We start from the raw sequence: 13,769 nt of genomic DNA, 5'->3' as shown, positions 1-13,769 counted from the left end.
GTCGTGACGCCACGCGGCACGGCGTGGACATGCAAGTTCAGGCGGGGCCGGTTCCGGGCGTCTTCGCACGGCGCAGGGGGTGGAGAAGGCTGGACACGATCTCCCCGGTGGGCGGGAAGGACGTGGGATCACCCAGGCCGACCGCGACCGGTTCACGGCCGGGCCGCCAGGTGTAGCTTCCGAAGAAGTGGTCCCAGATCGACAGGTCCGAGCCGTAGTGGCCGGCTTCGGACAGGTCGGTGCTGTGGTGCAGCCGGTGCTGCTCCGGGCTGGCGAGCACATGGTTGAGCGGGCCGATGCGCACATTGATGTTGGCGTGGACGAAATATCCCTGGGCGGCCACGAACAGGCCGACGACCAGCACGGATTCGCGGGAGAACCCGATGAGCGAGAGCGCCAGCTGCACGACGCCCTGGGCGAGGACGATGTCGAGGACGTGGTTGACACCGTTGTTCGCGACGTTCACCTTCTCCGGCACGTGGTGCACACCGTGCAGCCGCCAGAGCGTGGCATTGGTGTGCCCCAGCCGGTGCACCAGGTAGCTGGCCAGCGAGCCGGTCAGCAGTGCTGCCGGGATCTCCGCCCAGAGATTGAGCGCGGGCTCGCTCGGCGAGAGCATCGCGACCATCGCGGTGACCAGATACTGCGCGACCGCGCTGGACACCATCGTCAGCAGGAAGTAGGCCCCGTACCAACGCCATTCGCGGGCGTCCGGGTGCCAGGACCGCTGGTACGGAATCAGGCGTTCGAGTGCGGTCAGGTAGACGATCACCCCGACCAGGAAGAGTGGGCTCACCAGGCCGGGGTCCCAGTCGAGCTGGAGTGCCGCGGCACCCACCGAGACCGTACTCACCAGGAGGAGCGGGTACGCCGACACGCGCAGTACCGCGCGTACGGAGAACTCCGGAGTATCGTGCCCCCGGGCCCGACCGTAAGTCACCTCCGGGCCACCGCCGGGCAGCGGTTCGCGACTTTCCACTCTCAGCACCTTTTCGGAAGGAAGCAGCACGGCGCGGCGCACGGAAGAGTGCGCGAGCCATGAATGAAAATCTGATCGGATACCTGCGAATGCACGCGACCGGACGAATGTTCGCCACTTGTCACGCGCGGGAAATTGGATCGAAGTGCGGGAGGAGCGCCTTCATGGGCTCCGCGAGCCTGGGCGTCGTCACCGGGGTTCGCCCTAGTAATTTTTCCCTGATGAGCTGACTCAACCGTCGAATTCAAGCCGCATGGCGCCACTTTGCGATGGGCGCGACAAAATCAAGAGCGCCCCACAAGCCACCCCAAATTGCCATGCATATTAATTACTTTTCATATCGGAAATTGCCACCCTCACCCCCCGGGCCGTTTCCCGGAAGCGCATTCGTGACCAACCCTGCTGCAGCGAGGGCCGCCTGACGCGGCCTCAGCACTCAGGAGAGCCGGCATCCGCCTCCACCGCCCACTTCCCCGACGACCGTGATCACGGATGTCCGGTAGTCGCCCCCACCGACCCGATTGACCAGGGGCGATTAGTCCATTGCCTGGGGAATTCCCCGGAGTTGTCGGCAGGGATTCACCAACTCCCGCAGCCGGAACGGCTGGACGGCGAAAAGGTCCACGAAAGGGCGTCGATCGGCCCACGGACAGGGGGTGACGCCACTCGTCCGCGTGTCCAGATCCGATCGACGTTGACCTGTTCGAGGTCCTTGACATCCGCCGGGCGGACGAACTCCAGCACCACACGGGCCCCCTCGCACGATCGGGCGCCAATGGTATGGACATGACCAATTCCTCTGACTAGTCTCGGAGTTGGTCTAGACCTAGTGAGGGTGGGACGCCTCTTCCCTCACTCGTCTCGCAGCGCCCCCACACCTCCCTCAGGAGCGAAGCATGCGCAGAAGGATCACTTCATTCGTCCTGGGTCTCGGAATGGCCGGAGCTTCCTTGCTCGCCACGACCGGCAGCGCCCAGGCCCACGGCTACACCGACGCCCCCATCAGCCGTCAGCAGCTCTGCGGCCTCGGCACCGTACGCAACTGCGGCCAGGTCCAGTGGGAGCCGCCGAGCGTGGAAGGACCCAAGGGCTTCCCCGCCCGCGGGCCGGTCGACGGCACCATCTGCGCCGGCGGCATCGGCCGGTTCTCCGAGCTCGACGACCCGCGCGGCGGCACATGGCCCGCCACACAGGTCACGGCGGGGCAGAGCTACACGTTCCGCTGGCGGATCGAGGCGCGGCACGCCACGACCGACTTCCGCTACTACATCACCAAGGACGGCTACGACCCCACCAAGCCGCTGACCAGGGCCGACCTGGATCCCCAGCCGTTCCTGACCGTGCCCTTCGGCGGGCGTCTGCCCGGGTCCACCGTGACCCACTCCGGGGTGCTGCCGCAGAAGACGGGCAAGCACCTGATCCTCGGCGTCTGGACGATCGCCGACACCGGCAACGCGTTCTACGCCTGCTCGGACGTCACCTTCTGAGTCCGGAGACACCCGGCCCGTCGCCGGACGGACGGTCGTCCGGCGACGGGCCGCCACCTCGGCCCCGACGTCATTCCGCCTCCGCGCCGGCGAGCCGCTGCCGACCGGGCTCCACGGTGACGAGCGCGATGCCGCCGCAGCACACCGCGAGCAGCAGCAGTTCCGCCGCGGAGGGCACGGCCCCGGTGCCCAGGGCCCAGTCACCGAGCCGCACCGTGAACGGGACGGCCAGTTGCACGGCCGCCGTGAAGACCGGCCCGCGCAGCAGGATGAGCCGGTGCTGCACGAGGTAGGCGGGGGCGTACACGGCCCCGCCCAGGAGCACGATGCCGCCGATCGCGGCGGGCGTGGGCGGGTGCGAGACCAGCGCGGGCAGGGCCATCGGCAGCAGCAGGCAGGTGGCGGCCGCGAGCAGGACGGGCAACACGGTGAGCGGCGGCAGCCCCGGCATCCGCCTCCGGTAGAGGAAGCCGTACACCGCGAAGGCCACGGTCGCCGCCGCGACCAGCAGCAGTCCGAGCGCGTCCGCGTCGCCCGCCCCGGTGCCGAGCGCCGCGTACCCGACCGCGGCCGCGCAGGCGAGCACCGCTCCGGCCGTCCGACGGGCCCCGGAGCGTTCGCCGAAGAACAGCGCGCCGACCGCCACCGTGGCGCACGGCAGCAGTGCGACGACGACATTGGCCAGCGAGGTCCCGATCCGGGAGATGGCCAGCAGGGTGCCCGCCGCATATCCGGCGAAGCCGAGCAGGCCCAGCAGCCATACGGTGCCCGGCCGGGCGGCGGCCCTGCGCAGATCGGCCCGGCCGTCCGCGCGGGAGGCGGCGACGGCGGTGAGCACCGCGCAGCACACCGCGGTGCGGCCCACGGCGACGATCAGCGGATCGGTCCCGGTCACCAGGGCACCGGACAGCAGCCAGGTGCCGGAGAGCAGCAGAACGAGGACGGCCGGCATCGCGTGGCCCCTTCCGTGGGTGGCGAGCCTTTCCGGGGCACCGTCGGCGGCTCGGCCGGGGACGGGACGGGGCAGTGGGCATCGGCGAGGGTCCGGAGCGCGACACCCCGTTCCTCCCCATGGCCGCTCTCCCGCAGCGGCCGACTATATCGGCGCCGGCCGGCCCGGTGGCAGGGGCCGTCGGACCAGGTGGCTCACGGGGCGAGGTGGAGGTGTGCGAGGTCGTGCGGGACCGGGCCGTCGTGGCGGAAGAGCGGCGCGCTCTCACCGTCCGCGGCCGTGGCGGGGGCGTCCGTGAGGCGCATCCTGGTACGCAGCCGCCCGTAGAAGTCGTGCGGGCCGAGCCGGACGATCCGCAGGCGGCGCGGTGCCGCGTAGACGCCGAGCCAGTCCCCGGCGTCCAGTACGCCGCGCAGCTGGCCGTCGATGGTCACCGCGGCCTGCCCGGAGTGCGGCAGGACCCGTACGGCGATCGGTTCGTCGGCGGCGGCGACCACGGTGCGGTCGAAGGTCATGTGCGCCGCCACGGGGGTGAAGAGGACCGCGTCCATCCGGGGCGAGACCACCGGCCCGCCGGCGGCGAAGCTGTACGCGGTCGAGCCGGTGGGCGTCGCCATCACGACCGCGTCGGCCGAGTACGAGGCGAGGAGCCGGCCGCCGATGTAGACGCCGAGGCTCACCTGGCGGTCGCGGGCGAGCTTCTCCACGACGACATCGTTGAGGGCGGTGACGTCCAGCGCCACGCCCCAGTCCTCCGCCGCGGCCTCCGCGTCCGGGGCGAGCTGGGGCGGCGGCAGCATCGGGCGCCGCCCGTAGCCCATCAGGGCGTCGATGTCCGGGGGCACTTCGAGCACCCGGGAGGCCCGCATGGTCAGCGTCATGCGCTCCTCGAACTCCGCCCGGCCCCGGTGGACGGCGTCGAGCGCGCGCACGACGTCATGGGCCGGCACCTCGGTGAGGAAGCCGACGCGGCCCAGGTCGATCCCGAGCACGGCACCGTCGTGCTTGGCGGCGATCCTGGCGCCGCGCAGGAACGTGCCGTCGCCGCCGAGCGTCACGATCAGGTCGGGGTTGCCCGCGACGTCGGCCTCCTCGCGCCCGCCGCGCCGCCGTCCGTCGCCCCGCCACACGTCGATGTCCGTGCACGGAACCCCTTCGCGGGCGCACCAGTCGCGTACGACGCCCGCGGCGACGACGGCCTCGGGGCGGCCCTGGTGCACGACGACTCCGACCCGTTCGACACCCATGGCGCCACCGCTCCCCGTGCTCCGACGACCTTCCTCGTCCCACTGTGGGCAAGGGGCGGCGGGTCCGCCCGTCGCCGGGACGGTGCTGCGCCCGGTCGGGCGACGGGCGCGAACGGGGCCGGCCCGCCGGTGGAGGATCTCCACCGACGGGCCGGGCACCGCACGGAACGCGCCCCCGGTCAGGACCGGGCGTCCTCCGGAATGCTGACCAGCCAGCGGGTCTCACGGCGGGGCCGCAGGTAGAACGCCCAGTAGAGCGTGGCGACCGCGGTGATGCCGCCGGTCCACAGCAGGTACTCGACCTCCTGCTGGGTCAGGATGTACGCCAGCACGGCGATCAGCAGTACGGGGACGGCGGGCCAGAGCGGCATCCGCCAGGCCTGCGCCTCGCGGTGCGCGCCGCGGCGGCAGAGCAGGGCCGCGACGGCGACCAGCAGGTACATGGCGGTGACGGAGACGCCGGTGACGCCGTACAGGGTGTCGAGGTTGACGAAGCAGAGCGCCGCGCCGGGGACGCCGACGAGGAGGGTCGCGACCCACGGCGAGCCGAACCGGCCGAGCCGGGACAGGGCGTTGTTGACCGGTGCCGGCCACGCCTTGTCACGGGCCGAGGCGAAGAGCACCCGGGAGTTCTGGATGACCATGACGATGCCCGCGTTGATGATCGCGAGGGCGACACAGAGGCTGACGAAGGTGCCGACCGCCGAGTTGGACCAGGCGGTGACCATGGTGCTGAGGTCGCCGGAGGTCAGGGCAGCCAGGTCCGGGGCGCCCATGGTGATGGCGATGACCGGGATCAGGATGACGGCGGTGGAGATGGCCAGGGTGGCGAGCACGGTGCGGGCCACGTTGCGGCGCGGGTTCTCCAGCTCCTCGGAGAGGTAGACCGCGGTGGAGAAGCCCTGGGTGATGAAGAGCGCGATGGCGAGCCCGGAGACCACCATCATCGCGGTGACGGTGGAGTGGGAACCGCCGGCCGAGGCGACCGTGCCGTGCACCAGCGACGACGCGCCGCGCTCGGTGTGGGCGAAGCCCAGTACGGCGACGACGCCCGCCGCGATCACTTCGAGGACCAGGAAGATTCCGGTGATCCACGCGTTGGCGCGCAGGTCCAGCAGGCCGGCGAGGGTGGCGAGCAGCATGACCCCGGCGCCCGCGAGGGGGGCGGGGATGTGCACGATGGGCGCCAGGTAGTCCGCCGTCCCCATGGAGATCACCGGGGGCACGATCATCACGACGAGCAGCGACAGTACGAAGACGAGCCATCCGGCGAGCCGTCCCGCCATGGTCGACACCATGGCGTACTCGCCGCCGGCGCTGGGGATGAGGGTGCCCAGTTCCGAGTAGCAGAAGGCGACCGCGATGCAGAGCAGCGAGCCGATGGCGATGGTCAGGGCGGTGTACGTGCCGAGGCTGGAGAAGAGGTCCGGCACGACCACGAAGAGGGTCGAGGCGGGGGTCACGCAGGACAGCGTGAGCAGTGTGCCGCCCACGACGCCGATGGAGCGCTTGAGCTTCTGGGGGGTGGGGCCGGTCGCCGGGGCGAGCGCCTGAGGTGCGCTGAGCGTGTCGGTCATCGTGCGGTTCCGATCAAAAGTGCGGTGTTTGAGCGCGGGAGCGGTATCGCCTCCAGACGAGGACGTGGTGAGTGGTTTCGTCGCTCCCAGCGCGCTATGCAATCCCGACGTGTTCCGCAGGTCAAGAGGCGTTCACCTTCGGAATTCGTTGTTCCAGTGATCAATTTCGACGATTTTGCGCTAACTGAGCAGAGGACGCCGAAGGATCGGGGAGTGCGGGAACCGAAGGCCGGACCCTGGGAAATTTTCCCCCCGGTCGGCATCGGGCGCGTACGTGTGGCCCATGGGTCGCGCATTCGCCGCCTCGGTGCCAGCCTGGATGCATGGCTTGGGCGTCATGGACTACGTGTGGTGTGTTCTCCGGGCACGGCGGCGTGCTGACGGAGGAGGTCGGTGTCCTGTCCGGGGACCTGACCGTGCACACGACCTGGGCCGAGGACACGGCCCAGATCACCGTGCAGTACTCGGGGGCGATCGACTGGTTCACCATGGTGGGCAGCCCCGTAGCGTGCTGTTCGGAGGAGGACAGCCGCCGCCTGCACGACGCGGCCGTGCAGGCGGTACGGAACGGGGCGGCGGCCACGGTGCCCGTTCCGCCCCACACCGCTCCGGAACAGGCGGCCGGGTCCGCCCCGGAGTGACGGTTCAGTAGGCCCCGTTGACGTTGTCGATGGAGCCGTACCGGTCGGCGGCGTAGTTGCACGCGGCGGTGATGTTGGCGACGGGGTCGAAGCTGTCCGTCGACGTGCCGGGCACGTGGTAGGCGAGGAACGTCGGATCGATGATCTGGAGCAGGCCCTTGGAAGGGGTCCCTGCGGCGGCGTTGGAGTCCCAGTTGTTGACGGCGAGCGGGTTGCCGGACGACTCGCGCATGACGTTGCGGTGGATGCCCTCGTAGCTGCCGGGGATGCCGTGCTCGGCCATGACGGCCAGCGACTCCTTGATCCAGCCGTCCAGGTCGTCGGTGTACGCCGCGGTCCGCGCGGCGGGTGCGGTGGCGGCGGCCGGGGTCGGCGCCGCCGAAGCGGCCTGGGCTCCGAGCAGTGGCAGGAGCAGGGCGGCCGCTCCCGTACCCACGGCTATGAATCCCCTGGTCAACGGGGTGGCGGCGCGACGGTGGCGCGTACCGGTGAAGGACATGGTGGTTCCTCTCCGTCGCCTGCGAGGTGAGCTGTCGGGTTCGGGCTGGAGCTGCCCGGCCGCGCGTCGGCGCGGCTTCACCCCGAGCCGTCCGGACGTCCGGACCGGCGGTGTACCTGGGTTCCCCGCTCCTGCCGTGCACAAGTGGTCGGAATGCTCCGGACAGCGGCAGGATTCGGCGTTCCGTCCGGATTGACGGAGACCGTAGACGAGAGAATCCGAAGGGGACAAGACCCTTTTTCCGCATGCAATTGCCCAACAAGATCAAGTCACTTCATTTCCGGTAATCCACCTCACACCGACCCGGTGACGACCCGTGCGGGCAAAGGGATCCGCGGCATGCGGCACGGCGGTCGGGGGCGGGATGTGACTCGCACCACGGGGAGAGGGAGGCGACTTTCCGCGCTTCGCCCGTCCGGCGCCCCGACGGGCGGGGAGCATTGCCAACCACTCCCCTCTGCCGCTATGGTTTTCGTGTCCTGTTGTCTCCGATAGAGGTGGACGTTGCGCATCTGAGGTCCGCGAACACCACGCCGTACGGCTTTCGCCGTATGCCTGTCACGTCGTCGCAGTGTTTCCGCACTGCCCGTGACCCCCGCGTGGATGCGACCTCGATGCATGAGCCGTCCCTCGTTTCCAGGACAGCCGCATCCTTCTCCGCTGCTCGGTCGCCGCGTGGTGCTCGCATACGAATCCCCCCTTCATTGCGATCACGACTGCGAGGAAATCCATGGCGACACCCACCGCCCCCAGCGCCTCCCTCACCTGCTCGGCCCTGACCTTCCGGTGGCCGGACGGCACCACGGTCTTCGACGGGCTCTCGCTGAGCGTCGGCCGCGGCCGGATCGGGCTCGTCGGCAACAACGGCGCGGGCAAGTCCACCCTGATGCGACTGCTCACCGGCGAACTGCGCCCGACCGAGGGCACGGTGACCATCGGCGGCAGCCTCGCCCACCTGCCGCAGAACATCACCCTCGACACCACCCTGCGGGTGGACCACGCGCTCGGCATCGCCGAACGGCGCGAGGCGCTGCGCGCCATCGAGTCCGGAGACGTCGACGAGAAGCACTTCGAGACGATCGGCGACGACTGGGACGTGGAGGAACGGGCCCTGGCGACCCTGGGCTCGCTCGGCCTCGGCGACATCGGACTCGACCGCACCGTCGGCGAGTTGTCCGGCGGGGAGACCGTGCTGCTGCGTCTCGCGGCACTGCTGCTGGAACGCCCCGACGTCCTGCTCCTGGACGAACCCACCAACAACCTGGACCTGTTCGCGCGCCGACGGCTGTACGAAGCCGTCGACTCCTGGCACTCGGGCGTACTGATCGTGGTCAGCCACGACCGCGAACTGCTGGAACGCGTGGACCGCATCGCCGAACTGCGCGCCGGCTCGGTGAACTGGTACGGCGGCGGCTGGTCCGCGTACCAGGAGGCCGTGGCCACCGAGCAGGAGGCGGCCGGGCGGACGCTGCGCGCCGCCGAGGCCGACGTACGCCGCCAGAAGCGCGAACTGGAGGAGACCCGGACGAAGCTGGCCCGGCGTCAACGGACCGGAAAGAAGGCCGAGTTGGACGGTGGCCTGCCGAAGATCCTGGCCGGCCGCCGCAAGCGGTCCGCCCAGGAGTCGGCGGGCAAGCTCCGCGGTCTCCACGAGGACCGGCTCAACGAGGCGCGCGAGCGGCGCGAGGAGGCCGCGGACGCGATCCGCGACGACGCCGAGATCCGGGTGAGGCTGCCGCACACGGCGGTGCCCGCCGGGCGGACCGTACTGACCCTGGAGGAACTGCGGCCGCGGTTCGGCCGGTTGCGCGAAGGAACCCTCCAGGTCAACGGCCCGGAGCGGATCGCGCTGGTCGGCCGCAACGGCGCGGGGAAGACGACACTGCTGCGCACGCTCACCGGTGAGCTGGCCCCGTTGTCAGGCGAGGCCAGGACCTTCGTCCCGACGCGGTTCCTCCCGCAGCGGCTCGATGTGCTGGACCCGGAGCTGAGCGTCGCGGCGAACACGGCCCGGCTGGCCCCCGGGGTCACCGACAACCAGATCCGTTCCCAGCTCGCCCGCTTCCTCTTCCAGGGAAAGCGCGCCGAGCAGCCGGCGGGCACCCTCTCGGGCGGTGAGCGGTTCCGTGCCGCGCTCGCGGCCACGATGCTCGCCGCACCGGCCCCGCAGCTCCTGATGATGGACGAGCCGACCAACAATCTCGACATCGCCAGCGTGCGGCAGCTGACCAGCGCCCTGGAGTCCTACGAGGGCGCGCTGCTCATCGCCAGCCACGATCTGCCGTTCCTCGAAGCGGTCTCCGTCACCCGGTGGCTGCTGGTCGACGAGGAGCTGCGGGAGACCACCCCCGAGGAGGTGGCCGAGCTGCTCGCCGCTCCGGCGGACTCCGTCTGAGCGCCCGAGGGGCGTGGGTTCCCGTACGAAGGGCGTACGGGAACCCGCGCCCCGTTCGGGGTCAGAGCCGGTCGAGGATCTTGTTCATCTGCTCGATCTCGGCGGTCTGGGCCGTGACGACGGCCTCCGCGAGCTTCTTCGCGTCGGCGTTCCTGCCGTCCTTCTTCTCCTTCTCGGCCATGGTGACCGCGCCCTCGTGGTGGCCGATCATGAGCCGGGCGAACTTCTTGTCGAAGTCCTTGCCCTCGGCCGCCTCGAGGCCGCCCATCTCCTTGTCGGACATCATTCCGGGCATGCCCGCGCCGTCCGAGCCGTGGTCCATCCCGGGCATGTCACCCATCGAGGCGTCGGGCAGCGGCTTGCCCCAGGAGGTCAGCCACCCCTTCATCGTGTTGATCTCGGGGTCCTGCGCGTCCTCGATCGCGGCGGCCAGCTTCTTGATCTCGGCGTCGGCGGCCCGGCCGTCGGCCAGCCGCGCCATCTCGATGGCCTGCTGGTGGTGCGGGATCATCTGCTGCGCGAACTCCACGTCCGCGTCGTTGAACGTACCGGCGGCGGCCGGGGCGGAGGCCTTGGGCGAGCCGTGGTCCATGCCCGGCATGGACGAACCGCCCGAGGAGTCGTCGGAGGAGCCGCAGGCCGTCAGGGCCAGGGCGAGCACGGCGGCGGTGCCGACCGCCGCGAGCGTACGGCGGCGGGCGGTGAAGGGCGCGAAAGCGGACATCGCGATTCTCTTTCCAGGTGTGTGCACTGGTGCGCCACATCCGTGGCGCGGAAGGGCAGGGGGTCCGGCCGGTCCGGCCCGAAGGCCGTGGACCGGCGGATCCCTGTCACGTCCGCGCGACGCACACCTGGAGCAGCAGCCCCCGGCCGGCGAACGGCGGTCCTCGCCGCGCCGGTCCGCGTACGGCGGTGCGGGCACCGGAGGTCACACCCGTGACCGGCACCAGCAGCCCCAGCGCCATCAGCAGGGGCAGCACCCGGTCCCGGGACTGGGTGAAGACGCAGGACTCGCCGTCCGCCGCGGGCGCCGCGACGGCCACCCGCTCGGATCTGTGCCCCTCGGCCATGGCGGCGTGGCCACCGGCCGTCGCCGCACCCGGCGCGGCGGCGATCGCCGCCCCCGCGTCATGGCAGCCCGCCGCAGCGCCGGCCGGTGCTCCGTGCATGAGGAACAGCCCGAACAGGGCGGCGCAGAGCACGAGCAACCGGGACACTCCCGGTGCGCGTGTCCGTCCGCGATCCACGGCTGCCTCGAATCCTGGGTCGTACGAGTCCTGCGGTACGGGCCCGACGATACCCCCACCGGGTGTCCCGCCCGGTGGCGCCCCCGGTCCGGGAGGGCTGTGAACCGCATGCGGAATCACATACCTCCCTTTAGGCTCAAATCCGGATCAACGACCCCTATCCCCGCGGACCGACAGGAAGCGAGTTCCCCATGGGGCGACTCAGGAACTCGGGACTCGCCGGGGAGCTCTCCGCGGAGTTCCTCGGCACCCTGATCCTCATCCTCTTCGGTTGCGGGGTCGTGGCGCAGGTCGCGGCGGGCGGCGCGCTCACCGATCCGCCGGGGGGTCTCGGCAACCACGACAGCGTCGCCTGGGCCTGGGGGCTCGGCGTCACCCTCGGTGTCTACGTGGCGGGCCGCCTCAGCGGCGCCCACCTCAATCCGGCGGTGACGGTCTCCCTGGCCGCGTTCAAGGGCTTCCCCTGGAAGAAGGTCGCCCCCTACTCGCTCGCCCAGGTGGCGGGTGCGTTCGTGGCGGCGCTGCTGGTGCGGTGGAACTACTCGGAGGCGCTGGCCAAGGTCGACCCGGGGCACACGATCAAGACACAGGCGGTGTTCTCCACCCTGCCCGCCAACGGGAACCACGCGCTGCCGATCCACGAGTGGGGGGCCTTCCGCGACCAGGTCATCGGGACCGCGATCCTCGTCCTGCTGATCTTCGCGGTGACCGATCTCCTCAACACCCCGCCGGGCGCCAACCTCGGCCCGTTCGTCGTGGGGCTCATCGTGGTGGCCATCGGCATGGCGTTCGGCACCAACGCCGGATACGCCATCAACCCGGCCCGTGACCTCGGCCCCCGGCTCGCGAGCTTCCTCACCGGATACGGCGGCGCCTGGCGCGACCAGTACGGGGAGCTCTACTTCTGGGTGCCCATCATCGGCCCGCTGGTCGGCGGCCCGGTGGGGGCGTTCGTCTACAAGGTCCTCATCAGCACCTTCCTGCCCTCGCCCGAGGAGGAGCCGGAGGGCAGGATCCCCGTACTGCCCGAGAAGTGAGCCCCGGTCCGCACGGCGGACCGGGGCCAGGAGAGGCGGCATGCCATGGCGGACTTCATCGGCGCGGTGGACCAGGGCACCACCAGCAGCCGCTTCATGATCTTCGATCACGGCGGCAACGAGGTGGCCCGGCACCAGCTGGAGCACGAGCAGATCATGCCCCGCCCCGGCTGGGTGGAGCACGACCCGGTGGAGATCTGGGAGCGCACCAACTCGGTGATGCAGACCGCGCTGCGCACCGGCGGGCTGAGCGGCACGGATCTGCACGCCCTCGGGATCACCAACCAGCGTGAGACGACCGTGGTGTGGGACCCGCGCAACGGGCGGCCGTACTGCAACGCGATCGTGTGGCAGGACACCCGTACCGACTCGATCGCCAAGTCGCTGGAGGACTCCGGGCACGGGGAGGTGATCCGGCGCAAGGCGGGGCTGCCCCCGGCGACGTACTTCTCCGGCGGGAAGATCAAGTGGATCCTCGACCACGTCGACGGCGTCCGGGCGGCGGCGGAGCGGGGGCACGCGGTGTTCGGGAACACGGACGCGTGGGTGCTGTGGAACCTCACCGGCGGTCCCGAGGGCGGTGTCCACGCCACCGATGTGACCAACGCCAGCCGGACGATGCTGATGGACCTGGAGACGCTGGACTGGGACGACGAGCTGCTGGAGATCTTCGGTGTCCCCCGGGCGATGCTCCCGGCCATCCGGCCGTCCTCCGACGCCGAGGCGTACGGGCGGACCCGCACGTCCCGCCCGTTGCGGGCCGCGGTCCCGATCGCCGGGGTCCTCGGCGACCAGCAGGCGGCGACGGTGGGGCAGGTGTGCTTCGCGCCCGGCGAGGCGAAGAACACCTACGGCACCGGCAACTTCCTGCTGCTCAACACCGGTACGACGCCGGTCCGCTCGCGGCACGGCCTGCTGACCACCGTCGCCTACCGGTTCGGTACGGCCCCGGCGGTCTACGCCCTGGAGGGCTCCATCGCGGTGACCGGTTCGGCGGTGCAGTGGCTGCGGGACCAGATGAAGGTGATCAGCGAGGCGAGCGAGAGCGAGCGGCTCGCCCGGACGGTGGACGACAACGGCGGGATGTACTTCGTCCCGGCCTTCTCCGGGCTGTTCGCCCCGTACTGGCGCTCGGACGCCCGGGGCGCCATCGTCGGTCTGGCCCGCTACCACACCAACGCCCATCTGGCGCGGGCCACCCTGGAGGCGATCTGCTACCAGAGCCGGGACGTGGTGGAGGCGATGGAGCAGGACTCCGGCGTCCATCTCGATGTGCTCAAGGTCGACGGCGGGGTGACGGCCAACGACCTCTGCATGCAGATCCAGGCGGATGTGCTGGGCGTCCCGGTCAGCCGTCCGGTGGTCGCCGAGACGACGGCGCTGGGCGCCGCGTACGCCGCCGGGCTGGCCACCGGGTTCTGGCGGGACCAGGACGAACTGCGGGAGCACTGGCAGGAGTCCAGGCGCTGGGAGCCTCAGTGGGACGAGGAGCACCGGGCGCGGGGGTACGCGGACTGGAAGCGGGCCGTGCGGCGCACCCTGGACTGGGTGAGTGTGGAGTGATCCGGTGGCGGGGGGGGGGGGGGGGGGGCCCCCCCGCCCCCCCCGGCCCCCCGGGGGGGGGGGGGGGGGGGGGGGGGGCCGCCGGGCGGGGGGGGGGGGGGGGGGGGGGCCGGGGGGGGGGGGGCGGCGCCACGGCCGGTACGGG

Annotated in this window: 12 protein-coding genes and 1 riboswitch; of the genes, 5 read left to right on the top strand and 7 right to left on the bottom strand. The window is 71.0% G+C overall.

Annotation, left to right across the window (positions count from 1 at the left end; translation table 11 throughout):
- Positions 1-37: 37 nt before the first annotated feature.
- Positions 38-940 carry a sterol desaturase family protein gene (locus ACIQGQ_RS35715; RefSeq protein ID WP_402404451.1) on the bottom strand — a complete coding sequence of 301 codons (903 nt, stop codon included), beginning with the start codon at positions 938-940 and terminating at the stop codon, positions 38-40.
- A 935-nt stretch (positions 941-1,875) separates the two neighbouring features.
- Here ACIQGQ_RS35715 and ACIQGQ_RS35710 point away from each other — a divergent pair.
- A complete protein-coding gene (locus ACIQGQ_RS35710) occupies positions 1,876-2,466 on the top strand; it encodes a lytic polysaccharide monooxygenase (RefSeq protein WP_402404384.1) in 591 nt (196 codons plus the stop codon).
- Between the two features lie 70 nt (positions 2,467-2,536).
- On the opposite strand, the gene ACIQGQ_RS35705 is transcribed toward ACIQGQ_RS35710, so the two are convergent.
- From ACIQGQ_RS35705 to ACIQGQ_RS35695, 3 genes are all read right to left on the bottom strand, one after another.
- Entirely contained in the window at positions 2,537-3,418 is an 882-nt protein-coding gene (locus tag ACIQGQ_RS35705; RefSeq protein ID WP_402404381.1) for an EamA family transporter, read from the bottom strand.
- A 194-nt stretch (positions 3,419-3,612) separates the two neighbouring features.
- Complete coding sequence (locus ACIQGQ_RS35700) at positions 3,613-4,665, bottom strand: NAD(+)/NADH kinase (RefSeq protein WP_402404378.1); 1,053 nt, start codon at positions 4,663-4,665, stop codon at positions 3,613-3,615.
- Positions 4,666-4,844: 179 nt separating this feature from the next.
- On the bottom strand, positions 4,845-6,242 hold the full coding sequence (locus ACIQGQ_RS35695; RefSeq protein WP_402404375.1) for an APC family permease: 1,398 nt from the start codon (positions 6,240-6,242) through the stop codon (positions 4,845-4,847).
- A 323-nt stretch (positions 6,243-6,565) separates the two neighbouring features.
- On the opposite strand from ACIQGQ_RS35695, the gene ACIQGQ_RS35690 reads away from it, so the two are divergent.
- Positions 6,566-6,883, top strand: coding sequence for a hypothetical protein (locus ACIQGQ_RS35690; protein ID WP_402404372.1), 318 nt, complete (start codon positions 6,566-6,568; stop codon positions 6,881-6,883).
- 4 nt (positions 6,884-6,887) lie between these two features.
- Here ACIQGQ_RS35690 and ACIQGQ_RS35685 read toward each other — a convergent pair whose 3' ends face one another.
- Positions 6,888-7,382 (bottom strand): transglycosylase SLT domain-containing protein, encoded by a 495-nt coding sequence (locus ACIQGQ_RS35685; protein ID WP_402404369.1) that lies wholly within the window; start codon positions 7,380-7,382, stop codon positions 6,888-6,890.
- 3 nt (positions 7,383-7,385) lie between these two features.
- Positions 7,386-7,573, bottom strand: a riboswitch (cyclic di-AMP (ydaO/yuaA leader).
- Between the two features lie 539 nt (positions 7,574-8,112).
- On the opposite strand from ACIQGQ_RS35685, the gene ACIQGQ_RS35680 reads away from it, so the two are divergent.
- Positions 8,113-9,777 carry an ABC-F family ATP-binding cassette domain-containing protein gene (locus tag ACIQGQ_RS35680; protein WP_402404367.1) on the top strand — a complete coding sequence of 555 codons (1,665 nt, stop codon included), beginning with the start codon at positions 8,113-8,115 and terminating at the stop codon, positions 9,775-9,777.
- A 61-nt stretch (positions 9,778-9,838) separates the two neighbouring features.
- On the opposite strand, the gene ACIQGQ_RS35675 is transcribed toward ACIQGQ_RS35680, so the two are convergent.
- Together ACIQGQ_RS35675 and ACIQGQ_RS35670 are read right to left on the bottom strand one after the other, a co-directional pair.
- On the bottom strand, positions 9,839-10,501 hold the full coding sequence (locus ACIQGQ_RS35675; protein WP_402404364.1) for a DUF305 domain-containing protein: 663 nt from the start codon (positions 10,499-10,501) through the stop codon (positions 9,839-9,841).
- Between the two features lie 106 nt (positions 10,502-10,607).
- Positions 10,608-10,979, bottom strand: coding sequence for a hypothetical protein (locus tag ACIQGQ_RS35670; RefSeq protein ID WP_402404448.1), 372 nt, complete (start codon positions 10,977-10,979; stop codon positions 10,608-10,610).
- A 236-nt stretch (positions 10,980-11,215) separates the two neighbouring features.
- Here ACIQGQ_RS35670 and ACIQGQ_RS35665 point away from each other — a divergent pair, with 236 nt between their 5' ends.
- Together ACIQGQ_RS35665 and glpK are read left to right on the top strand one after the other, a co-directional pair.
- A complete protein-coding gene (locus ACIQGQ_RS35665) occupies positions 11,216-12,061 on the top strand; it encodes an MIP/aquaporin family protein (protein ID WP_402404361.1) in 846 nt (281 codons plus the stop codon).
- A gap of 45 nt (positions 12,062-12,106) precedes the next feature.
- Positions 12,107-13,624 (top strand): glycerol kinase GlpK, encoded by a 1,518-nt coding sequence (gene glpK, locus ACIQGQ_RS35660; RefSeq protein WP_402404359.1) that lies wholly within the window; start codon positions 12,107-12,109, stop codon positions 13,622-13,624.
- Positions 13,625-13,769: the final 145 nt, after the last annotated feature.

The sequence above is a fragment of the Streptomyces sp. NPDC092952 genome (assembly GCF_044754785.1).
Taxonomy (GTDB): Bacteria; Actinomycetota; Actinomycetes; order Streptomycetales; family Streptomycetaceae; genus Streptomyces.
Note: the sequence above shows the minus strand (reverse complement) of the source record. Positions and strands in the feature narration are given on the sequence as shown.

Coding starts and splice junctions, on each gene's coding strand:
- ACIQGQ_RS35705 (WP_402404381.1), bottom strand. CDS start 3,418: ATGCCGGCCGTCCTCGTTCTGCTGCTCTCCGGCACCTGGCTGCTGTCC.
- ACIQGQ_RS35675 (WP_402404364.1), bottom strand. CDS start 10,501: ATGTCCGCTTTCGCGCCCTTCACCGCCCGCCGCCGTACGCTCGCGGCG.
- ACIQGQ_RS35695 (WP_402404375.1), bottom strand. CDS start 6,242: ATGACCGACACGCTCAGCGCACCTCAGGCGCTCGCCCCGGCGACCGGC.
- ACIQGQ_RS35685 (WP_402404369.1), bottom strand. CDS start 7,382: ATGTCCTTCACCGGTACGCGCCACCGTCGCGCCGCCACCCCGTTGACC.
- ACIQGQ_RS35700 (WP_402404378.1), bottom strand. CDS start 4,665: ATGGGTGTCGAACGGGTCGGAGTCGTCGTGCACCAGGGCCGCCCCGAG.
- ACIQGQ_RS35690 (WP_402404372.1), top strand. CDS start 6,566: ATGGCTTGGGCGTCATGGACTACGTGTGGTGTGTTCTCCGGGCACGGC.
- ACIQGQ_RS35665 (WP_402404361.1), top strand. CDS start 11,216: ATGGGGCGACTCAGGAACTCGGGACTCGCCGGGGAGCTCTCCGCGGAG.
- ACIQGQ_RS35680 (WP_402404367.1), top strand. CDS start 8,113: ATGGCGACACCCACCGCCCCCAGCGCCTCCCTCACCTGCTCGGCCCTG.
- ACIQGQ_RS35710 (WP_402404384.1), top strand. CDS start 1,876: ATGCGCAGAAGGATCACTTCATTCGTCCTGGGTCTCGGAATGGCCGGA.
- glpK (WP_402404359.1), top strand. CDS start 12,107: ATGGCGGACTTCATCGGCGCGGTGGACCAGGGCACCACCAGCAGCCGC.